Source organism: Myxococcus sp. SDU36 (assembly GCF_030168875.1).
In the GTDB taxonomy this organism is placed as follows: Bacteria; Myxococcota; Myxococcia; order Myxococcales; family Myxococcaceae; genus Myxococcus; species Myxococcus vastator.
In genome coordinates this window covers 6,285,150-6,310,337 of record NZ_CP077414.1, presented here as the reverse complement: position 1 = coordinate 6,310,337, position 25,188 = coordinate 6,285,150, and the positions used below count along the sequence as shown (strand labels likewise).

21 protein-coding genes and 1 pseudogene are annotated in these 25,188 nt (G+C 69.9%); 16 read left to right on the top strand and 6 right to left on the bottom strand.

Features of this window, described 5'->3' with window-relative positions; all coding sequences use genetic code 11:
* The 6 genes from KGD87_RS25510 (at position 1) to KGD87_RS25485 (ending at position 8,312) form a co-directional block, all read left to right on the top strand.
* Positions 1–1,419, top strand: a complete 1,419-nt coding sequence (locus KGD87_RS25510) for a DUF6798 domain-containing protein (RefSeq protein ID WP_284663265.1) — start codon at positions 1–3, stop codon at positions 1,417–1,419.
* A gap of 20 nt (positions 1,420–1,439) precedes the next feature.
* Positions 1,440–1,598 (top strand): hypothetical protein, encoded by a 159-nt coding sequence (locus tag KGD87_RS25505; protein ID WP_284663263.1) that lies wholly within the window; start codon positions 1,440–1,442, stop codon positions 1,596–1,598.
* Between the two features lie 359 nt (positions 1,599–1,957).
* Positions 1,958–4,936 (top strand): DEAD/DEAH box helicase, encoded by a 2,979-nt coding sequence (locus KGD87_RS25500; RefSeq protein ID WP_284663262.1) that lies wholly within the window; start codon positions 1,958–1,960, stop codon positions 4,934–4,936.
* Entirely contained in the window at positions 4,933–5,919 is a 987-nt protein-coding gene (locus KGD87_RS25495; protein ID WP_284663260.1) for an SWIM zinc finger family protein, read from the top strand. The genes KGD87_RS25500 and KGD87_RS25495 overlap by 4 nt, the downstream gene beginning before the upstream one ends.
* Before the next feature lie 234 nt (positions 5,920–6,153).
* Entirely contained in the window at positions 6,154–7,074 is a 921-nt protein-coding gene (locus KGD87_RS25490) for a hypothetical protein (protein ID WP_284663258.1), read from the top strand.
* A gap of 149 nt (positions 7,075–7,223) precedes the next feature.
* Positions 7,224–8,312, top strand: a complete 1,089-nt coding sequence (locus tag KGD87_RS25485) for an AI-2E family transporter (RefSeq protein WP_284663256.1) — start codon at positions 7,224–7,226, stop codon at positions 8,310–8,312.
* 13 nt (positions 8,313–8,325) lie between these two features.
* Here KGD87_RS25485 and KGD87_RS25480 read toward each other — a convergent pair whose 3' ends face one another.
* Positions 8,326–10,182 (bottom strand): serine/threonine protein kinase, encoded by a 1,857-nt coding sequence (locus KGD87_RS25480; RefSeq protein WP_284663254.1) that lies wholly within the window; start codon positions 10,180–10,182, stop codon positions 8,326–8,328.
* Between the two features lie 30 nt (positions 10,183–10,212).
* Positions 10,213–11,136: a DUF2381 family protein gene (locus tag KGD87_RS25475; protein WP_284663252.1), complete on the bottom strand. Its 924-nt coding sequence runs from the start codon at positions 11,134–11,136 to the stop codon at positions 10,213–10,215.
* 290 nt (positions 11,137–11,426) lie between these two features.
* On the opposite strand from KGD87_RS25475, the gene KGD87_RS25470 reads away from it, so the two are divergent.
* Together KGD87_RS25470 and cas6 are read left to right on the top strand one after the other, a co-directional pair.
* Positions 11,427–12,896: an SAVED domain-containing protein gene (locus KGD87_RS25470; protein ID WP_284663251.1), complete on the top strand. Its 1,470-nt coding sequence runs from the start codon at positions 11,427–11,429 to the stop codon at positions 12,894–12,896.
* 68 nt (positions 12,897–12,964) lie between these two features.
* Positions 12,965–13,594 (top strand): type I-MYXAN CRISPR-associated protein Cas6/Cmx6, encoded by a 630-nt coding sequence (cas6, locus tag KGD87_RS25465; protein ID WP_284663249.1) that lies wholly within the window; start codon positions 12,965–12,967, stop codon positions 13,592–13,594.
* A gap of 88 nt (positions 13,595–13,682) precedes the next feature.
* Here the strand turns inward: cas6 and KGD87_RS25460 are convergent, their stop codons facing one another.
* Positions 13,683–14,288, bottom strand: coding sequence for a pentapeptide repeat-containing protein (locus KGD87_RS25460; protein ID WP_284663248.1), 606 nt, complete (start codon positions 14,286–14,288; stop codon positions 13,683–13,685).
* A 123-nt stretch (positions 14,289–14,411) separates the two neighbouring features.
* Here KGD87_RS25460 and KGD87_RS25455 point away from each other — a divergent pair.
* From KGD87_RS25455 to KGD87_RS25425, 7 genes and pseudogenes are all read left to right on the top strand, one after another.
* A pseudogene (locus tag KGD87_RS25455) lies at positions 14,412–14,875 on the top strand (DUF4150 domain-containing protein).
* A 3-nt stretch (positions 14,876–14,878) separates the two neighbouring features.
* A complete protein-coding gene (locus tag KGD87_RS25450; RefSeq protein WP_284663244.1) occupies positions 14,879–15,394 on the top strand; it encodes a DUF6484 domain-containing protein in 516 nt (171 codons plus the stop codon).
* 88 nt (positions 15,395–15,482) lie between these two features.
* The gene (locus tag KGD87_RS25445) at positions 15,483–16,370 is read left to right on the top strand and encodes an AHH domain-containing protein (RefSeq protein ID WP_284663242.1); all 888 of its coding nucleotides are present in this window, start codon (positions 15,483–15,485) and stop codon (positions 16,368–16,370) included.
* Positions 16,371–16,404: 34 nt separating this feature from the next.
* Entirely contained in the window at positions 16,405–17,004 is a 600-nt protein-coding gene (locus KGD87_RS25440; protein WP_284663240.1) for an imm11 family protein, read from the top strand.
* A complete protein-coding gene (locus KGD87_RS25435) occupies positions 17,001–18,338 on the top strand; it encodes a TIGR02270 family protein (RefSeq protein ID WP_284663239.1) in 1,338 nt (445 codons plus the stop codon). The genes KGD87_RS25440 and KGD87_RS25435 overlap by 4 nt, the downstream gene beginning before the upstream one ends.
* On the top strand, positions 18,335–19,462 hold the full coding sequence (locus KGD87_RS25430) for a hypothetical protein (RefSeq protein WP_284663237.1): 1,128 nt from the start codon (positions 18,335–18,337) through the stop codon (positions 19,460–19,462). The genes KGD87_RS25435 and KGD87_RS25430 overlap by 4 nt, the downstream gene beginning before the upstream one ends.
* Positions 19,463–19,496: 34 nt before the next feature.
* Entirely contained in the window at positions 19,497–20,264 is a 768-nt protein-coding gene (locus KGD87_RS25425; RefSeq protein ID WP_284663235.1) for an Imm49 family immunity protein, read from the top strand.
* 42 nt (positions 20,265–20,306) lie between these two features.
* On the opposite strand, the gene KGD87_RS25420 is transcribed toward KGD87_RS25425, so the two are convergent.
* From KGD87_RS25420 to KGD87_RS25410, 3 genes are all read right to left on the bottom strand, one after another.
* On the bottom strand, positions 20,307–21,530 hold the full coding sequence (locus KGD87_RS25420; protein WP_284663234.1) for a hypothetical protein: 1,224 nt from the start codon (positions 21,528–21,530) through the stop codon (positions 20,307–20,309).
* Positions 21,531–21,654: 124 nt separating this feature from the next.
* Positions 21,655–23,181: a Fic family protein gene (locus KGD87_RS25415; RefSeq protein ID WP_284663233.1), complete on the bottom strand. Its 1,527-nt coding sequence runs from the start codon at positions 23,179–23,181 to the stop codon at positions 21,655–21,657.
* A gap of 301 nt (positions 23,182–23,482) precedes the next feature.
* The gene (locus KGD87_RS25410) at positions 23,483–24,139 is read right to left on the bottom strand and encodes an SDR family oxidoreductase (protein ID WP_284663231.1); all 657 of its coding nucleotides are present in this window, start codon (positions 24,137–24,139) and stop codon (positions 23,483–23,485) included.
* A 354-nt stretch (positions 24,140–24,493) separates the two neighbouring features.
* Between KGD87_RS25410 and KGD87_RS25405 the strand changes: the two genes are divergently transcribed.
* Entirely contained in the window at positions 24,494–25,162 is a 669-nt protein-coding gene (locus KGD87_RS25405; RefSeq protein ID WP_284663229.1) for an exopolysaccharide biosynthesis protein, read from the top strand.
* Positions 25,163–25,188: the final 26 nt, after the last annotated feature.

Genomic DNA, 25,188 nt, shown 5'->3' with positions numbered 1-25,188 from the left:
GTGGCGGTGTGTCACGCCGCGGCCAACACCGTCGAGCGCCGTCCCGCCCACCGTCCGCTGCCCCGATGTCTCTTCAAGCAGGCACCAGCCGGTGAACGGTTACCCCTCGCGCTGGGCCCGGAGCTGCTGGCCCTGGCGTTGGCCGCGTCGGGCCGATTCCCGGCGGCCTTCCTGCTGACCGGCGCCGTGTTCATCATTCACCCGACGACGGCCAGCCATACCGCGCTGCTCATCTGGTTCGCCGCGCTCGTGGACCGCCGTCACCATCGGGCGCTGTTCACCGGGCCGCTGTGCTTCCTGCTCGCCGCGTCGCCGCTGCTGGCGCAGATGCTCCTGCGCGGCAGCCATGGCGGGGTGCCATTTCCCGCGCCAGATGACTGGATGCACCTCAACCAGCTCCAGCTCTTCTTCCACCACTTCCCCTCGACCTGGAGTTTCGAGGGCCACTGGGCGCAACTGGCGCCGCTCACCTTCATCCTGGGCGCGTGGCATGCCAGGGCGCTGCCGCGGGCGGTTGTCGGCTTCCTCCTGGGCACGTTCGTCGCCTGCCTGGTGGGCTGGATGGGCCTGGAGTGGCTGCGTCACCCCGCCGCGCTGCACCTGCACCTGCAACAGGCCTCCCGGTTGATGAACTTCGTGGCCGCCGTCTGCGGCGCGGCGTGGGTCGTGAAGACGTGGGCCTGGCCGCTGCGCCGGCCGCCGTTCGCGGCGCTGGCGCTGCTCTCCTACGTGTTGGACTACAACGTCCCCATCGTCGCCCTGGGACTTCTCGAAGGGGTGCTCGGGCGTCGACAGGAGCGGGACGTCGCCATGCCGCCGCGCTGGGCGCCCTCGGCGGCGGTGCTCGGCGTCGTGGCCAGCATGTGGCTCTTCGCCCAATTGCTCGAGCTGCCCGTGCCTCAGGTGCAGGTCCGCTTCGATGCGCTACCCGGCAGCCGGGTCATGGCCTGGTCACGCGAGCACCTGCCGGAGGATGCCGTGGTGGTCATTCCTCCGTACTTCACGCATGCCATGACGACCTACCGCTATGGCGCCCGACGCCAGGCGATTGGCACGTACAAGGACGGCTCCGAGGCCAGCTTCAGCATGGCGTTTCTTCGTCAGTGGCGGGAGCGCATGGAGGCGCTCTGTGACTGCCAGCCATTCAACGTGGCCCCGGACGCGTCCCCGCTCCAGGCGTGGCTTTCCAGTCAGGATGCCGTCCTTTTCGGCTACCGGACCGCGGATGCCTCCCGGTTCCGCGAGCTGGCCCACCGCTTCGGCGCAACCCATGCAGTGGTGGAGCGCTCGCCGCAGCACGAGGAGCACCGCATGCCGCCGGCTCCGGGGGCGGAGCAAGCCCCCGTGGTACAGCCAGAACTGCCGCTGCTGTATCAAGACGATGAGTTCGCGGTGTACCGGATTGTCCCCGCGCCCTGAAACGCCGCTGGGATGAAGGGGTGACAGACTCGCGAGACTCGCGTGGCACACGCCATGAGCACCTGGGCCTGTTGGGGCTGGTGGTGGCTGGCTCCGCCGCGGGCAAGAAGGGGCTGAAGCAGGCCACTCAGATGGCGGGGATGTGGGAGCGCGGACGCGCAAGCGGCTGCAGTCGGTGAAAGGCTCGAACTTTGGGGTGGTGACGGCCGACGCGGGGCTGACGGCCGCGCAGAATGCAGCCTTGGTGCGGGAGGCCGGCAAGCACTGCTGTTTCGGGCCGAAGGCCAACCAGCCCACCGACGACGACAGGCGGCATTGGCCACACCGGACTGAGGGCTCGCCGGCCCTCCCTCCGCTTCTGGCCGCCACTTTCCTCCATGCGCACGGCGCCCCGGCCGAAACTGGACAGCCGTTGGCGGAGGATAGTGTCGACTTCCTGGCGGGCCCACTGCGCAAGGACCGGGCACGTTCGTACAGGGAGGCGCGCAGACCTGCTTTCCCCCGCTGCCCACCAGGGACAGGCGCTACATTCCCAGCAATGCCTCTCGTGTTCCTCCCTGACGCCGAGACGCTGTTCCTCTGGGGCCCCGAGCCCTTGCCACGCGCGCTCGACGGCCTGGCGGAGCTGGGCGAGCGTGCCTCCGCGCTGCTCGTGACGCCCGAGGGACTCCAGGAATGCAAGGGGCGCGGACTGCCCCTGCTCTCCACCGTGGAGCGGCTCGCGGTGGCGCGGACCTCCGAGGCCGAGTCCTTCCCCGGCTCCATCGCCCTGTGGACGCTGGCCAGCAAGCTCGCGCTGGAGCTCGTGGCGCGTGAGCGCGTCGTGCCCACCCTGCTGCGGCGGGCCGAGGGCATCGAAGCGCGCTGGGCGGCGGCGCTCTCCGCCTCCGAGGACGCCGGCCGCGTCGCCGCGCTCGCCCGGAGCATGCCGCCCGGCGCGCACGCCGTCCCCGCGGGCCCCAAGACGGACCGCGCCGTCTGGGCCCCGGACGCCTTGCTGCGCGCCTTCCTCGACGCCACCGTCGATGCCTTCGTGCGCGCCGCGCGGGGTGCGCCTTCGTTGTCGTCCCGGCGCCCGTCGACCTGGGACGAGCGCTGGCGCGAGGCGCTCACCAGCGCGCGCCGCGACTTCGAGCCGGAGGGCTTCGCAGAGCGCTCCGTCGTCGACGAGCTGACGCGCTGGAGCGAACCCGCGCTCGGCGCCCGGGACAAGCTGCGCGCGTGCTTCCGGCTGGAGCCCCCGAAGGCGGACGGCGAGCCCTTCGTGCTGAGCTTCCACCTCCAGTCCCCGGACGACCCGAGCCTGCTCGTCCCGGCCGCGGACGTCTGGAAGACACGCGGGCGCAGCCTGGAGAAGCTTGGCCGCGCCTTCCGGGATCCGCAGGAGTCCTTGCTGGAGGCGCTCGGCCGCGCGGCCCGACTCTTCCCGCCGCTGGCCCTGGTGCTGGAGAGCCCACGCCCCCAGGCCCTGCTGCTGGAGCCCGACACCGCGTGGATGTTCCTCTCCGAAGGCGCCCGCGCGCTCTCCGACGCGGGCTTCGGCGTCATCGTCCCGGGCGAGCTCACCTCCTCGGGCCGGCGCCGCCTGCGCCTGCGCATGCGCGTGGGCGCGGGCACGAAGGCCGCGGGGGTCGTCAGCGGCGCCGCCGGGCTCGGGCTCGACGCGCTGCTGCGCGTGGACTGGGAGGCCGTGCTCGGCGACCATCCCCTCACCGCCCAGGAGCTGGCGCTGCTCGCCCGGCGCAAGGCGCCCCTGGTGCGCTTCCGCGGCGAGTGGGTCGCCGTGGCGCCCGACGAGCTCGACGCCATCCAGCGCCACCTGGCCCAGGGCCCCGGCCGCATGGCGCTGAGCGAGGCGGTGCGTGTGTCCCTGCTCGGCGAGACGCGCCACGGCGCGCTCCCCGTCACCGTGCTCGCCACCGGGGCGCTGGAGGCGCGCCTGCGCCAGCTCCGCGAGGGCGGGGCCACGGCCCAGGACGCCCCCCGCGCGCTGCGCGCCACGCTGCGGCCCTACCAGGCGCGCGGCCTGCACTGGCTGGACACGCTGGCCTCGCTGGGGCTCGGCGCCTGCCTCGCGGACGACATGGGCCTGGGCAAGACGGTGCAGGTGCTGGCGTTCCTGCTGCGGCGGCTGGAGCAGGCGCCTGACGAGAAGCACCCCACGCTGCTGGTGGCCCCCACCTCCGTGGTGGGCAACTGGGAGCGGGAGCTGGCCCGCTTCGCCCCCACCCTGCGCCTGACGCCCCACTACGGCGCCGAGCGGGCCCGCGCGGCGCGCGCCTTCCCCCGCGCGCCCGGCGCTGTCGTGCTCACCACCTACGGCCTGCTGCGCCGGGACGCCGCGCTGCTCGCGGGCGTGGACTGGGGCGCGGTGGTGCTCGACGAGGCGCAGAACATCAAGAACGCGGCGTCCGCCACCGCCCGCGCGGCTCGGGCGCTGCGCGCCACCCAGCGCTTCGCGCTCACCGGCACGCCGGTGGAGAACCGGCTGGCGGAGCTGTGGTCCATCCTGGAGTTCACCAACCCGGGCTTGCTGGGGCCGCTGGAGACGTTCCGGCGCGAGCTGGCGCTGCCCATCGAGCGCCACGGCAACCCGGAGGCCGCGGCCCGGCTGCGCCGCCTCGTGAGCCCCTTCGTCCTGCGCCGCCTCAAGAGCGACCCGGCCATCATCTCGGACCTGCCCGCCAAGAACGAGATGAAGGTCGTCTGCACGCTCACGCGCGAGCAGGCCACGCTCTACAAGGCGGTGGTGGACGAGGAGCTGCGGCGCATCGAGGAGGCCGACGGCATGGAGCGCCGGGGCCGCGTGCTCGCGCTGCTGCTGTACACGAAGCAGATCGCCAACCACCCGGCGCAGTACCTGGGGGAGTCCGGCCCGTTGCCGGGGCGCTCGGGGAAGCTGGCGCGCGTGGTGGAGATGCTGGAGGAGGCCCTGGCCGCTGGCGACAAGGCGCTCGTCTTCACGCAGTTCCGGGAGATGGGAGACAAGCTGGTGACGTACCTGTCCGAGCGCCTGGGGCACGAGGTGCTCTTCCTGCACGGCGGCACGTCTCGCAAGGCGCGCGATGAGATGGTGCGGCGCTTCCAGGAGGAGCCCCACGGCCCGCGCGTCTTCGTGCTGTCCGTCAAGGCGGGGGGCACGGGGCTCAACCTGACGGCGGCGAACCACGTGTTCCACTACGACCGCTGGTGGAACCCCGCCGTCGAGGACCAGGCCACGGACCGCGCGTACCGGATTGGCCAGACGCGCGCGGTGCAGGTCCACAAGCTGGTGTGCGCGGGCACCGTCGAGGAGAAGGTGGACCGCCTGCTCGAACAGAAGCGCCAGCTCGCCGACACCGTCGTGGGCACGGGCGAGCACTGGGTGACGGAGCTGGACACCACCGCGCTGCGCGAGCTGTTCTCCCTGTCCGAGGGCGCCGTCGCGGATGAAGGCGAGGAGGACGGGGACGTCGCGCGCGAGCGTGCCCCGCGCCCGAAGGGCCGGACGCGCGTGAAGAAGGCGGTGTCACGATGAGCGGCAGGGACTTCTGGGGCTGGCCGTCCACGCCGAAGCGCCCGCCGCCCGCGCACGGCATCAAGATGAAGAAGGCGGGCACCACCTGGTGGGGCCAGCGGTGGCTGGAGGCGCTGGAGCGCGTCCTGGGAGGAGACTCGGGGCGGCTGTCCCGGGGGCGGACGTATGCGCGGGCGGGGCGCACGCATGACCTGGTCGTCCAGCGCGGCAAGGTCACCGCGCGGGTGACGGGCTCGCGCCCGAAGCCCTATGCCATCTCGTTGACGCTCAAGCCGCATGACGAGGGCGTCTGGGAGAAGGCCATCGCGGGGATGGCGGGCAAGGCGCAGTACGCCGCGGAGCTGCTCGCGGGGACGATGCCCCAGGCCATCGACGAGGTCTTCCTCGCGGCGGGCGGCAGCCTCTTCCCACGCAACCGCAAGGAGCTGATGACCGAGTGCTCGTGTCCGGACTGGGGCGACCCGTGCAAGCACGTCGCCGCGACGCACTACGTCCTGGGCGAGGCGTTGGACCGTGACCCGTTCCTCCTGTTCGAGCTGCGCGGCCGGACGAAGGAGCAGGTGCTGAGCGCGCTGCGGGCCGCGCGTGGGGCGGGCTCGGCCGGAGAGGTGGAGGCGCCGCGCGGCGCGGCGAAGCGGAGGCGGGCGGCGCCCGACGCGACCGTGATTCCGAGCGTGAAGCCGGGCAAGCTGACGCGGGCCGGCTACGACGTCCCGCGTGAGCCGCTGCCGGCGCTGAGCTTCACCTTCGACGCCCCCACCGCCCACGGCATGGTGCTGCGGCAGTTGGGGGCGCCAGCGTCCTGGAGCGCGAAGGACGCGCCCGGGGAGGTGCTCGCGCCCCCGGTCCGCGCGGCGGCGGAGCTGGCGCGGCGCATCGCGCTCCAGGAGCCCGGGGAGCCGGACGCGCCAGCCAAGGCGCCGCGGGGCCGGAGCCGCGCGAAGCCGCCGGCGCCTCGCGCGAAACGTGGGAAGCGCGGCTGAGCGCGCGTCAAGGCCGTGGGGTGGTGACTGGACTCACCAGGGCACGAACGCCTGTCACCAGCTCGCGCGCACGCGGAGGGGACCTTGGCTCCACCCGCGGCCCGCAACCGCTGGGATTGTCAGGGCATCCTGGGTGCGGCTCCCTGACGCTTCGTCTGGCCCGGGAGTTGCTGTTGGGTTCAGCCTGTCTCCCGCGACACGCCCTCAACCCCATCGACTTCAGGAGTCCCTCCCATGAAAGGCATCAAGCTCGGCGGCTTGTTCAAGAGCCCCTCCGTCCCCAAGAGCCCCTCGGCCTCCGGCAGCGGGACGAACAAGCCGAGCACCCCTCCGGCCGTGGAGTCGAAGCCCACGCCCAAGCCGAGCCCCATCCAGGACGGGTTCGACGCGCAGGGCAGCAAGCCCTCCACCAGCAAGGTGAACACCCCGCCCACGCAGCAGCCGGGCAAGGACGTCACCTCGTCGTTCGGCGCGAACCCGCTGGGCTACTCGGGGCAGAACGTGCTGAACGCCTACAACATGTTCCCGGGCGGCGCGCCCCAGGGCGTGGCCCTGCCCACCGCCCAGAAGCCCTTCGTCAACGCCAATGACTCGAAGGTGACGCTCAACGCCCACCAGCACCAGGGCAACACGAACCTGTCCGTCTCGCCCGCTGGTGGCCAGGGCATCCCCGCGCACTACATGCACTACCTCTCCACGGGCGAGGGCAAGTTCGCGGGCATCCAGGGCGTGCCGCTGCACCCGCGTCCGGGCGAGCCGAACACGGTGGTGACGGGCGCGCTCAACGGCTGCGCCGTCCACGCCCTGCACGACACGAAGAACAACAACCTGTCCTTCCTCCACCACGCGGACTACTCGAAGAACGGCAAGGCGGAGCTGGACGGCTTCCTCTCGCAGCACCCGAACCTCAAGCCGGCGGGGAGCCTCACGCCTGGCGACTACTCGCACCCCACCGGCAAGTACGGCGACCCGACGGGCGCCACGCCCTTCATCCAGTACTCCCAGGGGGCTGGCGGCAGTCCAGGGCAGTGGAACATCGTCGGTCAGCTCAACACCTACAAGAACGGTGGCACCCCGGGGGGCCGCCCCGAGCTGATGCGCCCCACGGACCTCCAGGTGCCCTTCATGCAGACCATCCCGGTGGACGTGCCCTGAGCTGCCGCTGGGCTCGCCGTTGAGTAGCGGGTCGCCCTGGCCATCCGTTGGATTCCAGCCGCGCGTCCGCCGCGTCCGTTCATGAGGCCACACAGGAAGGTGGCCTCCCGGTGCCATGCGCCGCTTCGTGCATAGGGTGCGCACGACGCATGGCCACCCTGGACTCCTCAGCTCCCTCCTGGCTCACGCGCGGTGCGCTGTTCAGCGGCAAGCTGCTCGTCATCGCCGCGGCGGTGGTGGCGCTCGTGCTGCTGCTGGCGCGGCTCTACCTCATCGTCCTGCCGACCGTGGGGGCGTTGCTGCTGGCGACCTTGCTGCATCCCCCCGTCCGGTGGCTGTCAGACCACCGAGTGCCCCGGTCGCTCGCGACGCTGTTGGCGCTGCTGGTGCTGCTCCTGGTGGGGGCGGCGGGGATGTTCCTGCTCGTGCCCCGCATCGTCCAGGAGGTCAGCGCGGCGGGCTCGAACGTGCAGGCGGGGCTGGAGGGCCTCGTCGCGAGGATGACGCAAAAGCTCCCCGTGTCCCGGGAGCAGGTCGACGGCCTGTTCGAGCAGGGGCTCGACTTCTTGAAGTCGAACGTCGGGCGCATCACCACCGGCGTCCTCGCGGGCGCCAACTTCGCAGCGCAGGCCGTGGCGGGCCTGTTGCTGACGCTGACGCTGCTGTTCTTCTTCGTGAAGGACACCGAGCGGCTCGGGGGGTGGGTGCTGGCGCGGGCCTCTCCGGAGCGCAGGGACACCGTGCGCGCGGTGGGCCTGCGCGCCTGGAAGACGCTCAGCGGCTATCTGCGCGGCGTCGTCACCATCGCGCTGGCGGACGCGGTGGGGATTGGCGCGGGCCTGGCCATCATCGGCGTGCCGCTCGTTCTCCCGCTGGCGGCGCTCACCTTCGTGGGCGGGTTCTTCCCCGTCATCGGCGCCACCCTGGCGGGCGGGGTCGCGGTGCTGGTGGCCCTCATCACCAACGGGCCGCTCGACGCGCTCCTGGTCCTGGCCGTGGTGCTGGGCGTGCAGCAACTGGAGGGAAACGTCCTGGAGCCCCTGGTGATGGGACACGCGGTGCCGCTGCACCCGGTGGTCATCCTGCTGTCCATCACCGCCGGAGGCGTGCTCTTCGGCGTGGCCGGCGCCTTCCTCTCCGTGCCCGTCGCCGCGGTCCTCTCCGCCGCGGGCAACGAGCTGCGCCTGCGCAACGAGGCGCGCGTCCTGGAGAAGCCTTCGACGATTGCACCGCCGTGAGCCGGCGGCGGCGTCAGGGGAAGTGGTCCACCACCTGGGCGTTGGACCACGGATGCGCGCGGGTGTGGCCGGGGCGGGAGCCGGGGTACTTGGACATGCCCGTCTCGTTGCCCAGGATGAAGCACACCGGGTACTCGCTGCCGTCCGGCGTCCTCACGCGCGTGTAGCGGCCCTGGATTTTCTCGCCGCCCGTCCAGATGCGCCCGTAGAAGAGCGTGTTGGCTGGGAGGCGGTCCATGGGCTCATCGAGCCGGCTGGTGATGGGGCCGTCGCTGACGACGATGCTGTAGTTCGTCTGGTACGAGTCGTCCGGCTGTTGAATGTCGAGCTGGATGTGTCCGCGGGACCTCAGGTCGAGCCCGAGCTGACGCATGGACTCCAGGGCTTCGGGAGGGCAGCGCGCGGGCTCGGGCCGGACCTGCGTGCTTGAGCAGGCATTGAGACTGGCCGCAGTGAATGCAGCCAGCAAGTAACGGTGGAGTCGGGGGGCGCAGCGCGCGAGTGGCTCGGTCGTGGACATGGCATCTCCCGGCCATGGCGGCTCGGCGGTGGAGTACGGAAGGGCCGTGGCGGGTGTGCCAGTGTCGACTGGTCCTGCGGTGCGCGCCAGTTGCTGAACAGGATGGGACGGAGCGGGCGCGCCATGCGGCGGGCCCAGGAGCATCAGTCCCCAGGCCATACACGCAACAAACCGCAGGACTCCGGCGACTCGCAGCCACCGGCCCTTGGGCCGCGGCTCCAGCGGGCCCGCTGGGTCCGTGCGAGGTTGTGTCTGGACCTCCGAGAACACCCGGCGTCGTAGCCAGCGGCCCATGCGATGGTGCTGAACCCGGGCCGCGCGCAGGGCGCTCGCATGAATGAGGGCCACTTCCTCTCCCGGTGCCACGGGGCCCCAGGTGTCCTCGTCGCGTGTCGTGCGGGTCGCCGTGGAGGGCCCCTCGTACCAGCCGAACAGCGGAACGTCCCAGTCCGGTCCCGCGTGAGCCTGGGCCTGTTGGACTTCCCGGGCGAGGTCTCCGGCGCTGCGCGGCCGGGCCTCGGGGGCGAACGCGAGCAGTCCCTCAATCCAGCGTGCGAACGGCTCGGGCACACGCGGGTTGAGGGCACGCAAGGTGGCGGAGGTCACTGGGGCGTGCGCCTTGTCCAGGACGAGCGGCGGATACTGCTCCACCACCAACCGGTGAAAGGTGACGCCCACCGCGTACAGCTCGTCCGCCACCGTGTAGAGATAGTGCTCGGAGCGGGCGGCCTGCCGTGGAGCCTGCATGCTCCAGAGGATGGCCTGGGGACTGCGATAGGGGCCGGTCCCGGGCGGTAGCCGTGCGGCGGAGGTGATGGGGGCGGCACGGGGGTGCCAGCCCGCGCCCCAGTCCAGCACCACCAACCTTCCGCGCTGCTCGACGCGGAGGTTCTCCCCCTTGAAGTCGCGGTGAAGCACCTGTCTGCGATGCGCGGCGTCCAAGGCCCACGCGGCCTGCGCCAACAGGCCGGCGACGTGTCTTGCTGTCGGATTGCGCGTCCGAGACCAGTCATACAATGTGCGGCCTCGCACGTACTCCATCACAAGGTAGGGATAGGCGGCGGCCCCAGCGCGCCAGATTCCCTGCGCTCGCAGCCGCACCACGCCAGGATGGCGGAGCAGGTGAAGCGTTCGTGCCTCGCGCTGGAAGCGTGGGTCGCTGGGGGCGTGGGCCAGCTTGAGCGCGTAGCTGCGGCCTTCGGAGCGCGAGCGCACCTCATACACCGTGCCGTTGCCGCCGCCTCCGATGCTGCGCTCCACGCGCCAGCGCTCCACGCGGGTACCGGCAGGCAGGGCCTGTGGAGACAGCACGAGGGGCCCTGGGGAAGATGAGTCCGACTCCAGTCGCATGACGGGTTCCTTTTCGGCTGTCGCGCACGTCTATGGTTGCAGGCGCGCCCATCGCGCACCGCGACGCCGGCCCGTGTCCCAAAGCTCCAGCGCGTAGGCGTGGGGTGGGCGCTTGGGGGCGGGCCACTGCACGACGGCGATTGCGCTCTGTCCGGGGCGCAGACGCGGCTCCTGCAACAGGAGGGGCAGCTCCATCGCCTCGCCTGTTGGCCGCCCGTTCGAGTCCAACGCTGTCAGCCGCGCGATGCCCGGCTGCCAGGGCGCCTCGCCCGGTGGGTTCTCCAGCTTCACCGCGAGCGCCACCCACGAGCCGGAGCGGTAGCTGTCAAGCTGGCGGACCTTGAGTTCCGCCTCGCTGGCTGGGTCATCCATCCACTTGACGAGGACCCCCTTGGGGTCAATGGCGCCAGAGAAGACGGCGCTCGCGAGCCCTGGTTGCGGCACCGGCCGCCGCGCCGTGGCCAGCCGGGCCTCCAGCAGTGCGTTGCGCTCACGCAGCGCCACCAGCTCGGCTTCCAGTTGCGTCACGGTGGCGGGGTGGCGCCGGACATCGACGACCGAATCCACCACGTTGGCCTCGGTGGTCAGCTCCAGGACGAGCCGCTGGGGCGCGGCTGCGTCCGTGAAGCGCAGCACCAGGGGCGGAACGCCCTGGGCTGGGATGGCGACGGCGGGCTGAAGCAGCAGATGTGACCCGGTGACGTCCAGCCGGGTGAACAGCCCGCGCAGGGCCTCGGGCAGCTCACCTTCCAGCACGGCGTCCGAGTCGAGCAGCACGGTCGTCACCACGCCGGGCGCCAGCCGGAGCCGCTGGACAGGCTCACCCGCGCCCGCGCTCAGGGCGACGGCCCGCTCGACACGCCGCCAGCGTTTCGTGTTCGGCGCCTGGGCCAGCGCCGCCGAACCCAACAGGAGCACCACCGCCGTCATCACCAACGAGCCAGGGGGGAACACGCAGGGGCAACCTCCAGGGTTCTAACCTACTCGACAGGGATGACACGGCGGGACGCCTGAACGCGCCTCCGTCTGGCACCTTGGAATGGGCGATGTCTACCTGAAAGGTAGTCAGGTTCGCGCAGGACGTTCAGCGGTCGTCGGGAGCGCTCCCGGGCCGCGCCGGAAGAAAAAGCACCGGGCCCGCGATGGGTTGCCCCGCGTGTTGGCGTCTTCCACTTCGAGCGCCGCCTTCCATACCCCTGGAGAGGTATCCACCGCCGTCCCTGGCGTCGCTATGAGGGAGCGTCATGGGAGAGCAGAGCGCGTCTCGTCTGGAGGGCGACCGTTATCAGCACCTGCTGAGCTGGTACGAGCTGCTCCGGCTGCTCGACGCGGGCAGTCCCTTCTCGCACGGCTACGTCGAGCACCCGGAGGCGGGCTCGGCGGACGACGTGACGCTGCACGCGCGGCCCGGTGCTGGCGTGGCCAGCCGGTACATGCAGGTGAAGTGGCACGTCGACCACCGGGACACCTATTCCCTGGCGAGCCTGGTGACGCCGCCTCGGGTGGGCCGCTCCCTGCTGCGGAAGCTGCTGGAGAGCTGGTTGGTGCTGCGTCCCCTGGGGCCCGTCGAAGTCTGGCTGTTGAGCAACTGGTCGTCGTCGGCGGACCTGGGCCGCTATCTGCATGGCAGGGACCACTGCTTCACCGACGCGTTCTTCGAGCAGCCGCCACGAGGCGCCCTGAAGGAGCACTGGGCGGCGTGGGAACAACGGCTCTGCGTGCCGGCCGAGACGCTGCGGGCGTTCTGCAAGGATTTGCGCTTGCGGCTCGGCGTGGGTGGCATCGCCGACGTGGAAGAGCAGGTGGACGACCGGATGGGGCGGCTGGGCCTGCGCATGGGACGGCAGCCGCGCGCCATCGCGGTGGACGGGCTCCGGGAGTGGATTGAGGTCGGCGGCGGCAGGAAGTACGTCACCCCGGAGTCGCTGCGGGAGGCCCTTCGCGCGTGGGGGCTGCTGGCCTCACGCGAGGACGCGCCCGCCGTGAGCCTCTGGATTCATGGGTGGGCGCGACGTGTGTGGGAGCAGCCTCCCACCGAGGAGCTGGACTGGACGCCGCACTTCGACCGCGACGCGCGGACGGTGCCGTCGGAGGCGGTGTGGCGGGACGCGCTGCTGCCGTCGCTGCTGGCCGCGCGACAGCGGCTGTCGAGGCGGCCTGACGGCGCGTTGATTGACCTGCGGGGCAAGCTGCCGCTGAGCACGGTGCTGGCGGTGGGCTTCCACTTCCCGGAGGTGGGCGGCTACCGCTTCCGCGTCGGGCAGCCCACGCGGGGAGAGACCTTCTTGTGGCGCTCGGACGCGAAGCCGTCTGCGCGCAGGTTGCGGGTCACCGGGCACGAGGGCAACGCGGACGCCACGGGGCTGCTGGTGGTGTTCCAGGTGACGGGGGACGCGCGCGCGGACGTGGAGCGCTTCATGGCCGAGCGGCCGGGGCACTTCCGCGCCGTGCTCTACCTGGAGCCGGAGGACGGGCCGCATGACGGCGCCGTCGGCTCGGCCGCGGACGCGGTGGCGTTCGCCGTCCAGGCGCGTGAGCAGCTCCGGCGCGCGCGCAACGAGCTGCGCACGGCGGTCACGCACCTCATCCTCTACGCCCCCGCGGCGTGCTGCGTGTTCCTGGGGCAGCGGCTCAACGCCGTGGGCCCTGTCGTGTCCTACGAGCGCACCGGCGCAGGTGGCTACGCGCCGGCGCTCACGTTGCAGACGGGGTGAGCCCATGCCGCCGACTCCAGCCCCCGCGCTTCGTACTGAGTGCAGCACCCTCCGGAGAGGTCCTTCACATGTCTGCCATTGACCTGATGTTCCCCGTGCAGGGCGGCCCGGTGCCGATCGACCATGCCTATCCCCTGTTTTCTTCGCTCTCCCGCCGCGTTCCTGGACTGCATGAACGCAAGGATGTGGGTGTCTTCAATCTGCGCGGGACGCGGATGGGTAGGCAATGGCTCCGGATGGAGGGCGGCACGCTGCGGTTGCGCTGTGGCCCGGAGGCGCTCGCGGACCTGCTGGCGTTGGCGGGGAGCTCGCTGGCGCTCGCGGGGCAGGCGCTGCGCTTGGGGATGCCCACCGTCTACCCGCTGCTGGCGACACCGACGACGCTCTCGGCGCGAATCGTCACCTTCAAGCACGCGATGGACGAGGCGACGTTTCAGGCCTCCACGCTGAGGTTCATGGCGGCGCTGGGGTGTTCGGGGACGCCCTCCGTGGGGCGCCGGCGCATGGTCTCCATCGCCGGGAACAAGGTGATTGGCTTCGCGCTCACCGTGAGCGGGCTATCACCCGAGTCCTCCCTGTTGCTCCAGGAGCGCGGACTCGGCGGACGGCGCCACATGGGCTGTGGCCTCTTCCTGCCCCCACGTCTTCGCGTGGCCTTGAATGCGGCGGAGGGCGAGGCGGTGGGGAACTCCATGTGATGGCGGCCACGCACCTGCTGGCCAAGGGCGTCCGGCAGGGCGCCGTCCCCGTCACGCTCAATGTAATTCTGAGAGGCATTGGGCAACTTTATCCGAGGCTCATCGTTACGGCTTGGTCCAGCCATGCGCGCAGCGCTTCGCCTTCAATCCGGACGGGCGCGTTCTCGTGACCCAGATCAACCCAGGAGGCTTGGGCCGCCTGTAGTCCGACGGCGCCGTGGAGCGCTGCCCCGGAAAGCCGCGCGCCGTGAAGGACCGCGCCTTCCAGAAGTGCGCCTCGGAGGTTCGAGGACGCGAGGTTGGCGTTGACCAGGTAGGCGCCGCGAAGGTCCGCGCATTGAAGGTCCGCGCCTTGGAGATCTGCTTCGTAGAAGCTGGCTCGGAGCGCGTTCACATGCGTCAGAATGGCCCCGCGAAGCACCGCATGGTCCAGGTTGGCCTTTGAAAGCTGCGTCCTGGAGAGGCTGGCATTGATGAAAGATGCGGACGCCAGGTTGGCGTGGGCGAGCTCCGCCATGTCCAGACTGCATCCATCCAGGCGTGTCCCAGGAAGCGCGGCCTCCGATAGCTCTCGCGACGACAGGTCGAGTGAGGACAAGTCAGCGTCCTCCAGGTGGAGACGCTTGCCTTGCTGTCCCACGGAACGCAGCCATTCCGCATGCCAAACCAATGCATTGATGAGCTCCGAATTCATGGTCGCACTCTGATCCAGTTGAGCAGTCATGGGTTCAACATATGCACTGCACGGCGAATTTTTCGGGCCGACCCCGAGGCTGGCTTCCCACCGCGCGTCCCCAGATAGGCTATGCTTTCGCGAATGGCCAATACCGTTGGCGTGAACAAGATGTCCGTTGTCACCAAGGACTCCATGGTGTCACCGTCGCCTTTCCGGACGTGTGCAAGACGCCAGGTCCCGCGGGGCCGGTTCCCATTCCCTATCCCAACATCGCCAGGTCCTCGGATACCGGCCAAGGTACCAAGAAGGTCTCCGTGGAAGGCAGCCCGGTGTGCGTGAAGGACTCCCACTTCAAGACGAGCACCGGAGACGAAGCTGGCACCGCGGGCGGCGGCGTGGTCTCCGGAAAGACGAAGGGCAAGGCCGAGTTCGTCAACTACTCCTTCGATGTGCAGTTCGAGGGCAAGAACGTGGCGCGCGCCTTCGACCTCATGCTGCACAACGACAAGAACACGCCCCCCGCGCCGCTGATGCAGCCGCCTGTCGTCGGGCTCGGCAAGCGACCCGAGGAGCTCCCCTGCGATACCTGTGGGAAGGAGCTCTAGGCCATGGACGCGTCCCATCGCAGCGGCAAGCCCCGCGCCAGGCAGGCCTTCTCCGAAGAGCGCATCCTCGCGCCGCGAGTGGGGTGGTTGGCCGGGGCGAGCGCGAGCGGGGCGCTGCTGGTGGACTTCGAGGGCAACCGGAGCGGTCCGCTTCCTGCGCGCACCACGGTGGCACTGGCGCCAGACGTCATCCGGCGCGCTTCGGTGGAGCGGCAGGGGGCGCTCCTGCTCTTCGAGAAGGGGGACCCCGCTCTGCCCGTCCTCGTCGGGCTCCTTCAGCGCGACAGCCCCGCGCCGCTCACGGAGGCCCTCCTTGAGTCGCTGGGCACAGGTCCAAAGGAAGCCCAGGTGGATGGCAAGCAGGTGCACATCGACGCACGGGAGGAAGTCACGCTGACGTGTGGCAAGGCGAGCCTCACCCTGCGGCGCAACGGTGACGTCATCCTGCGCGGCGTCAACATCCGGACCGAGGCGGAGCAGGTGCAGCGCATCAAGGGCGGGAAGGTCCAGGTCAACTGAGCAGGTGCCCTGGGGATGCCGCTGGCGCAGGCAATGAACCGCGGCACCTGGAGCGGCTCGGGGCGTCGCAGTCCTTCTGGAGGCAGCCATGGGGAAGACGTCACAGACCACGGCGAGGAAGAACACCGTCAACAAGGTTCCCCTCAAGAAGAAGAGCGTCAGGAAGAAGGCTGCTGGAGGGACGGTGAGCAAGAAGGCCGCGGTCGCGAAGAAGCCGAAGCCTCCGCCTTCACCGCACTCCTGGGAGGGCTCCTACCTCGCCGATGACCACGAGCACGGCTGCGTCAGCCGGCACATCAGCGCCTATACGATGAGCAACCTGTGCAGTCACCGCCACCAGGCGCGGCTGAAGGCGCAGCAGACCCCGGCGAAGTACACATGGCCGGCGGATGCCGACAAACAACCCGACACCGCTGGGGCGTGGGACATCACCGTCGACGGCAACTTCGAGACCAGCGCCCGAACGCCCTTCTACCATGAGTCGCATCACATCGTGGCCAACGCGGAACTCAAGGCCGCTGTGATTGACGCGGGCGAGGGCATTGAACCCAGGGGGCGTGTGCCGCTGATTGTCCGCTCGGGGCTGATGCGGGAGGGCTACAACCTCAACAATCAGCTCAACATGATCATCCTGCCGATGGTGAAGTACGCCGCAGTGGCGCTCGGCCTGCCGCTGCATCGCAAAACACCCCTCCACTTCCACCACGCGACCTACAGTTCGTACATCAGGAAGCAATTGGTGAAGCTCTTCGCCTGGGTCAAGAAGGCCGCTGCCGACCACGAGGTTCCGGAATACGAGAACACGCGTGATGCGGTGGAGACGCTTTCAAAGGATGTCTATCCGCGGTTGGTCGCGGCTGGCGAAGCCATGAAGGCTGGCGACATGGCGGGAGATTCGCTGGAGGACATTCCTCACCACTTCCTCGGCAAGAACCGGGACCAGAGTGTAGACATGATGAATGGCTTTGCGCCCTGAGCGAGGGCACCTCACCTCCCAAGGAATTGATTGAATGATGCGATTCCGGCTTCTCGACACAATGGGCAACGCCAACGACCGGGACCTCTGCTTCCTCATCCGGTTCGTCGAGGGTGTCGAGGGCAAGTCCTATACCACCAACCTCGGAGAGCGGTTGAGCCCCTTCTATCCGAAGGATGCCCGCATCCCGATGAGCCCGGAGCACCCGGGCATCAAGCTGTCAGCACTGATTGGCAATGAGCGGAGCATGTTGCTTGCCTCCTCCTCCTTCAAGGAGGCCATCCAGAAGCACTGCACGAACGAGGTTGAATATCTCCCATTCACGCTCTACGACCACCGCAACCGCCCCTACAGCGACGACTACTTCATCATCAATCCGATTGGCACCTTCGACTGCCTGGACCTCGAGGCGAGCGATATCTCCTGGAGCAAGAATGCTCCGAAGAAGGTCCTCCGCATTCGCGAGTACGTCCTGGACCGCGCGAAGATGCAGAGCGCACCCCAGCTCTTCCGGGTGGACGGGGACCCGTCCGAGTATGTCATTGGCCGGGAGTTGGCGCGGGAGATGTACGACCGCAAGCTCACCAACATCCGCTGGACGGAGCTGCGCTTCAGCGACGAGCCGAAGACATGAACGAAACCCTCTCTCCATCCTCCCCTCGCGCCGTGACGCGCCGCCCGCCGCTGCTGTGGGACGTGCTCGCGGAGCACCTGGAGGAAGCCAGCTTCCTCTGGACGCAGCGGGAGCGGGCGATGGGCTCCCCGGAGGACACCCTGCCCGAAGTCGAGGCGGGTGATGAGGCCCGCCTGCGAGCCCATCTGGACGGGCTTCGCGTAGGGGGACCGCCGGTCGCGCTCCGGTTGCTGCGGCCCGCGCTGGAGAGCGAGGAGCCCGGATGTGTGTCCTCCGCCGCCTTCGTGTTGCTCGCGTCCGGCGAGCAGGCGCTGGTGCTGGAGCGGTGGGTGGAAGACGCGGAGCGGCGCCCGTGGCTGCGGCACGCGCTGGCGCTGTGCGAGCGCCCGGAGCTGGACGCCGCGCTGCTCGAACTGCTGCCGCGTCTGGCGCCAGCGCTCCAGGCCGAGCTGCTCGACGTCCTCGCCTTCCGGCACGTCGACGCGGGCCCGCTCCTGGAGCGCCTGACCCTCGCGGACTCGGAGCCAGCGCTCCTCGCGGCCGCCTTCCGCGCCGCGCGGGTGACGCAGCCGCCGGTGCTGGCGACCTGGCTGCGCAAGGGGGTGGAGGACGTCCGGCCCCTCGTGCGTGATGCCGCCATTGAAGCAGGGCTGCTCCGGGGCCTGCGCGCGGCCTGGCAGTCCTGCCGCGGGCTCGCGACAGAGGGGGCTGCGCCTCGCCTGGCGATGCTCGCGCTGGCGGTCGGCGGGGCTCCCGCCGACGTGGAGGAGCTGGTGCGGGCGCTGGACAGGCCCGAGCTGCGCGCGGAGGCCCTGTGGGCGCTCGGCTTCAGTGGACGGCTGGCGGCGGCGGACGCGGCCCTGGCCGTGCTGAAGGAGCCGGCGCCGGAGGTGGCGTGGCTGGCCCTGCGGACCTTCTCCGTCATCACCGGCCTGTCCACGGAGGATGTCTTCACGCGCGAGGAGGACGAGGACGACGTGGCGCCACCTTCAGGCGCCGTGTCCTCCTGCCTGCCGCCACCGGAGCACCGTCCCGTTCAGGTCCACGTGGCCCAGGTGGAGCGGTGGTGGGCGCGGGCCCGCGACCGCTTCAAACCGGACGGCCGCTACCGGGATGGCGTGCCGTGGACACCCGAGGCGCTGCTCCAGGCCCTCCACCTGGCGCCGATGCGCCACCGCCCGGCGCTGGCCTTCGAGCTGGCCGTCCGGAGCCGGGGCGCCTGCCAGGTGGAGACCCGGAGCTGGTGCGGACACCAGCGCGCGCGGCTCCGGGCCGCCGGGGCGCTGTCCCTGGAGCGGCTCACGCGCGGCTTCGACGGGTGGATGAACGCATGAGCGCGCCCCGTGAGCCCCACCCGCGAGCCGTGCTCGGGGTCATCACCGCCATCGGAGCCGTGACGTCGGTGGGACGTGATGCCGCCTCGGCGTGCGCCGCCATCCGGGCAGGCATCTCCCGTCCGCGCAGGGTGAGCCACTTCCAGGTGTTGGAGCCGGAGACCCAGGACACCGTCCCACTCACCGCGCACCCGCTCCAGGGCTACACGGACGGCTTCGTGGGGATGGGGAGGTGGCTGCGCCTGGCGCGAGGCTGCCTCCGTGAGGTGTTGGAGACGCCGGGGCTTCCTCGCCCCTCCGACGCGAAGTTCTGGGGCCGCACGGCGCTGCTGATGGTCATCCCCTCCATCCATGATGAGGTGTTCGAACTGGAAGGGGAGGATGGCCTGGACGGCGTCCGCGAGCACTGCCTCCGCCCGCTCCGGGACGCGCTGGGGCTGTCCCTGCCCGACGCGAATGTGTGGGTGGTGGACCAGGGGCCCGCGGGAGTGGCGGCGGCGGTCCAGCAGGCTTCGGGCGAGCTGTGGCGGGCCGGCTTCAAGCGAGTCCTGGTGCTCGCGGTCGACTCCCTGCTGGAGCCCGAGACGCTTCAGGTGCTCGACGAGGAGGGCCGCCTGAAGGTGGGCGACAATCCCGTGGGCCTGATGCCCGGCGAGGCCAGCGCGTGCTTCCTGTTGGAGCAGGAGGGCGAGGCGCGCCAGCGTGGCGCGGCGCCGCTGGCCCTGGTGACGGGCGTGGCCACCGCGCAGGAGCGCCTCCACCTGTACGCGGGCCACGTCAGTCAGGGCGAGGGGCTCGCGGCCTGCATCCTCGATGTGCTCGCGCGCGGCCCGAGCCCGGCTCTCTTCGAGGGGGACGTCTACTCCGACTTGAACGGCGAGGAGTGGCGCGCGCGGGAGTGGGGGACCGCGCTCGTCCGCGTGGGGGAGGCGCTGCACGCGCCGAACGTTCATCTCCCCTGCGTGTCGGTGGGGGACGTCGGCGCCGCGAGCGGAGCGCTGGGGGTCTGCCTGGCGGTCCACGGCTTCGTCCGAGGACTTTCCCGGACGGGGCAGGCCCTGGTCGTCTCCAGCTCCCCCTGGGGCACCATGGGCTGTCTGCGTCTCCACTCCGCGGGGGCCTGACGCCCGGCCCTCATCCCCGCTTCGAGGTGCGCCCATGGCCTCCCGCTTCCTGCCCGCCGTCATCGAAAACGCCCTGGACGACAACCGGGCCCTGCGACGGGTGCTCGTTCGTGGGACGGGGCGTGCGCGGCACATCCTGACGTTCTGCGGCAACTGCCGCATCGCGGGCATCGGCGCGCTCTTCCTGACGGGCACCTCGGAGCCCTTCCTCCACCGCCTGCATCAGAGTGGGCGGGCCTTCGCCCACTACCTGCGCAACGTGGGGAACGCCGACGTGCGACTGAGCCTCTCGCGGCCCTTCTTCGACGCGGTCGGCGCGGGAGACTTCGACGGCGCGGCGCTGATTGCACAGCACGCGCGGCGGACCTGGGCCCAGGGTGAGGAGTACGAGGAGGACTTCCTCTTCATCGAGTTCCTCATCCAGCACGGCGTGCTGGGGGCCAAGGTGGCCGACTGCGAGGACCTCCTCGCCCGCTACGAGCGCGCGCTGCGCGGCGCCGAGGACCTCCGGCTCGACGTGTGCCGGGCCCTGCTCCAAGCAGACGCGGAGGCCTTCAATCAGGCGCTCGCGTTGTTCCTCTCGGACAGAAAGGACCGGCTGGAGGCGCAGGCGGAGACCACGACCTTCCCCGAGGAGCTGCTCGCCACCGAGTGGAACTTCTCCCTCGAGGGACTGGTGCTGGCGCGGCTGGCCGAGCGCAGCGGGCTGGAGACCGAGGAGGACTACCTCCACGTCCCGTCACTCGCACGCGCGCCGGCCCGGACGCGGCCGGGTGAAGACTCGTGGATGGAGGGCGACTGAGGTTCGTGCCGGCCCCGGCCTCCGCGGAGGGGGCTCCTGCCTTCAGGAAGACAACTCCCTGGCGAGCGCCTTCGCCACGAAGCCCTGACCCGGTCCTCCCTCCGCGAGCAGCGCACGGAAGCGCTCCCTCGCGCCCTTGGCGTCACCCAGCCGCTCGGCTGCCGCGAGCGTGGCCTGGTACGCGTCCCGCACATCGAGGCTGGTGACTTCGTAGCCGTAGCCCTGCACGAGCCAGTGGAGCGCGAGCAGGCCCGCTCCCAGGGCGAAGGCGGGCTGCTTCTGCACGAAGGCGTGGGCCGCGCGCGTCAGCGTCTTCGGGTCGCAGGGCGTCTGGCGCGCGAGCCCGAGGGCCTCGTCGTAGAGCCCCGCGTCCTTGGCCGCCGCGAACCACTTGCCCTCTTCTCCCGGTGTGCTGCGCACGAGGTCCGCGAGCACCTCGCTCGCGGCCTTGTGTGGATACTTCCTGGCGACAGCGCGAAAGGTCGCCAGGTAGGTGCCACCCTGGTTGGCGAGGTGGCCATAACGCTGGTACGCCTCTTCGGCGCGCCCCGCGGCCAGCAGCAGGGCCTCGCAGGCGCGCGCCACGGCGTAGGGGTTGTTGTTCAGCCCGCGCTCCGCCTCGGCGTAGCGAAGGGCCTCCTCCGTCCGACCCTGCGCCGCGAGCGCCTTCACGCCGTACTGGCGGTCATGCCACATCTTGTACGGCGCCAGCTCCAGCAGCGCGAGCACGTCGTCGTAGCGCCCGGCGGCGACGAGCGCGCTCAGGCAATTCGAGGTGCCCTTGAAGAAGCTGTGCAGGTCGGGCGAAGGCGACCAGGCCAGCCGCACCGTGCCGATGAGGTTGTCGGCCCAGGCCGAGGCGACGTCTGGCGCCGCGCACAGCGCGCCCCAGTGGTGGCCGAGCGATTCGATGTAGGGGATGTCGTCGGCCTGGTAGGCCTCCCAGAGCCGCTCCAGCCACGCGTCGCGGGCCGCCGCGTCCACGGGCGCGCTCGCGATGAGGGGCACGAGCTCGGCGATGGCGTGGTTGACGGCCGTGCCAATGGCGCCCGAGGAGCTGTCGACGTGCGCCAGCGCGGGGGACACGCGCTCCAGGAAGAGCACCGCGCCCTCCGCCGCGAGCACGGGGTCCTTCTTGGCGGCCTGCTTGATTTCCGTCACCGCCTGCTTGACGCAGGTGATGGCCGGCTGCGACTTCCAGCCGAAGGCGTGACGGCGAAAGCGCGCCTTGAACTCCCACTTGTGTGCCACGGCCTTCACCCTCACCGAGTGTCCTCCTGTCCGTGAAGGGGGGACTGGCGCACCCGGCACGGCGCCCGGGCGCGGCGCGCGAGCTTGCCGGTGCGGGGCGCGAGGAGCAAGGCAGCGGAGCGCCCAACCCACTTCCTTTTCACTTCACGCGAGGACTGTCGCGAGGCATCAGGTCATCCCTGACGACTTTCTCCAGAGCCCTTATTTCGGCATCAGTCAGGGTGCTGAAGTACTTGGTACGCTTGCCCTTCGACAGGCGGCCTCCATTCTGGAGGCAGAACTGGACGAAGCGGTTGCGTGCGGTGTCCGGCATCTCAACAAGGTTGTCGAGCTTCTCTCTGGCTTTGCGGTACCGGACGATGAACTCCAGTTCGTCGCGAAACTCCGTCCGGATGGTTTCCTCTGTCCAGCGATAGAGGTCCTCCGCCATTCGCGTGAAGTCCACGTAGCGGTAGAAGCCACTGGTCTTTCCTGTGACGGAAAGGCGTCCCTCCTCATCCAGCGTGTGGTCCACCAGGTTCATCAGCGGCTTGGAGAAGGATTCGAGGCAGGCGTCATACTGCGCCCGTCTCTGCAGCATGATGGCGGAGATGGGGAAGATGAACCCCTTCGGCGTGAATCCCGCCCGGGAGAGGATGTAGTGGATGAGCAGTCGGTGAAGCCTGCCATTGCCATCCTCAAAAGGGTGGATGAACACGAAGCCGAAGGAGATGGCTGCCGCCTGAACGACGGGGTCCGTTTGGGACGCCATCATTCGCTCCATCGAGGCGAGCAGTCCGCGCATCATCCGAGAAACCATCTTGGGGCGCGGCGGGATGAAGTGGACACGCTGACGCAGGCCCACTGACTCACCCACGTAGTTCTGCTCCGTGCGGTAGCCGCGCTCTCCAAAGCGCTCGTCCACGATGACGTTCTGCATCTGGACCAGCGCGGCTTGATTCAAGGTGCTTCGCTCTGGAAGTTCGCGCAACAGGGAGACGAACCGCGCGGCGCGCTTCTGGCTGGGCTTTTCCCTCTCGATGTTGAACGAGGAGCGAGTCTCTTTCGTATAGAGATAGTCAACCGCGCGGCGAAGCGCATCCTCGTCGTAGGACGCCACGATCTGGGCGGCCTCCATTGCGAGCCGCTTCGCCTCGAACTCGCGCAGGACAGGCGTCCTGCGCACCATGGGGCAGAAGTTCAAGTTGCCCAGGAGGTTGTCGCGCACCCGGTGGCGCCGACTGTTCACCGGCTCCGCCGTGTAATAGCGCTTGGGGTCGAGCAATTCGACGTAGTTGCCCTGGGTTGCATCCTCAATGGGCAGCCGCCGTCCCGTCAGGAACTCGTAAAGGAACCACAACCGACGGGTGTTCTGGCCCGTGGGGCGCATCTGAATGTGGCGGCACAAGGCGTCCTCGAAGGCTCCTTGCTTCACCCTACGGAACAGGGCGGCGAGGACCTCAAGGGAGACACCCTCATGCTTGAGCGCGAACTCCAGATGGTCACAAAGCGAGGGGCCCGGGTCATACGCGTTCGAGTAGGTGACGAAGTCTCGTCCGTCCTTGCTCTCCACGTGCTTGCCCGCGACCGCCGCGCACATTGAGTACTGGTGCGAGGGATAGACCTGAAGGTCATGCTCCTCGATGACCCTTGCGTATCCGATGGGCTTGACCAGGCGCGGAAACATTCCTCGGTCCCAGGGTGGGTTCCTACCTACATCTTCGAGCGCATGACGAGGGCGGTGGAGCGGCGAAGAAGTCGATAGATCCGGCCCGATTACCCGCGACTCCGCTACATTTTTGTAAATATCATTAGATTGAAACCCCGGCGCTGAATTTTTATTACGGAATTGAGCGGTGGCCAGGCAGGCGGTGGAGCCCTGCCCAGGCAGCCGCTGGCGCGTGCTCACCGGCGGCTCCAACCCCACGTACAACTGGGGCGCGCTGCGCTGAAGCGCGGGCCCGGCGGGCCCTGCGCGAGAAGACGGCTCAGGCGCCCGCGGCGGCGACCTCGGCCCAGAGCGTGTCGCCCTCCAGCACCTGGTTCAGCGGCGCGCGCCGCTCGGAGACGCGCAGCAGCACGGCGGCGAGCTGGTCCAGGTGGATGGGCCGCATGTTCCGCAAGGGAGGCAAGCGGGTGAGGGCGCGCAGCACGGGGTGGATGTGGTGGTACTCGCCCTCGAAGGCGGGCGGGCGCACCACCGTCCACGGGATGCCGCTGTCGCGCACCAGCCGCTCCGCCTCCGCCTTGGCCTTGAGGTACGCGCCCACCGGCCGGCCCGCGCCCACCGAGCTGAGCAGCACCAGGTGGTCCGCGCCCGCGCGCTTCGCCGCCTCCACCAGCTGCCGCGTGGTGCCGATGTCGCTCGTCTCGTAGGTGTCGCCGGCGCTGAAGCGCTTGCGCATGGTGCCAATCAACTGGAGCACCGTGGTGCAGCCGCGCATCATCTCCACCAGCGTCTCGCCGTCAGACAGCTCCACCACGGCCTTGTGGGGCCAGGGGCGGACCCTGTCGCTGTCCGCGCTCTTCGGCCGTACGTGCGCGAGGACAGGCGGCGCACCGCGCGACAGCGCCTGTCGCATCAGCGTGCGGCCCGTGGCGCCCGTGGCGCCAGCGACGAAGAGATGACGAGAGGGCGTGTTCATGGCGGACCCCAGCGGAAGACGGACGGCACGTCGAGCAAGCCCGCGCGATGACCCGGGCCGTCGCCTCTTCATCACACTGCGTCGCACGAGCCCAGCGCGGCGTGGCGCTCCGTGTCGGATGAGGCACACGCCGCGGCCCCAGGCCGGGTGTTGAACAACCATCAAATGACAGTCACCCACCCGGTGTGCGCTGGCCTGCCGGCCCGCGGTGGTGGCGGGCTTCGATGGGGGGCGCTTCCTGGCGGGGCTGGAGGCCAGCGGGGGCAAACATCCCGGAGGGAGGGCGAGGAAGCGGTGTACGACATCGCTTGGAGCTGAGCATTGACGGGTGGGGCGTGCTAGTGACGGCCTGAAATGTCGACGCCTTCGCCCACCCCCTCTTCGTCCACGGGTTTCTCGGATACCCAGGCCCAGCTCTCCGCCACCCTCCGCGCGCTGTCCGCGCGGCTGCCCGAATCCCTGACGGTGCGGGAGCTGATGCAGGCGTGTGGCGAGCAGGGCCTGCTGCTCTTCTGCTGCATCCTGACCTTCCCCTTCCTGCTGCCCGTGTCGATTCCGGGCGTGTCCACGGTGTTCGGGCTGCTCATCGTCCTCATCGGCGTGGGCGTGACGTTCAACCGGACGCCCTGGCTGCCCCGCAAGCTGCTGGACAAGCCGCTGCTGCGCACCAACCTGGCGCCGGCGTTGGACAAGGGCGCGGAGGTCTTCACCAAGTACGTGGACAAGATGAGCAAGCCGCGGCTGCTGGCGCTCACGCACGGCTCCAGCACCAACCGCTTCAACGGCTTCATGCTCTTCTTCGCGGGCGTGCTGCTGATGATGCCGTTCGGCCTGATTCCCTTCAGCAACACGCTGCCCGCGCTGGCCGCGCTCTTCTTCGCCATCGGCATCCTGCAGCGCGACGGCTACTTCATCCTCATGGGGCACGGGATGACGGTGGGGACGCTCACCTACTTCACCGTCCTCATCTACGGCGCCGTGCAGGGGGGCCGCAGCCTGGCCAGTGTCTTCGGCGGAGGCTGAGCCCGTGCCTGGGTAGTGGCTGACCT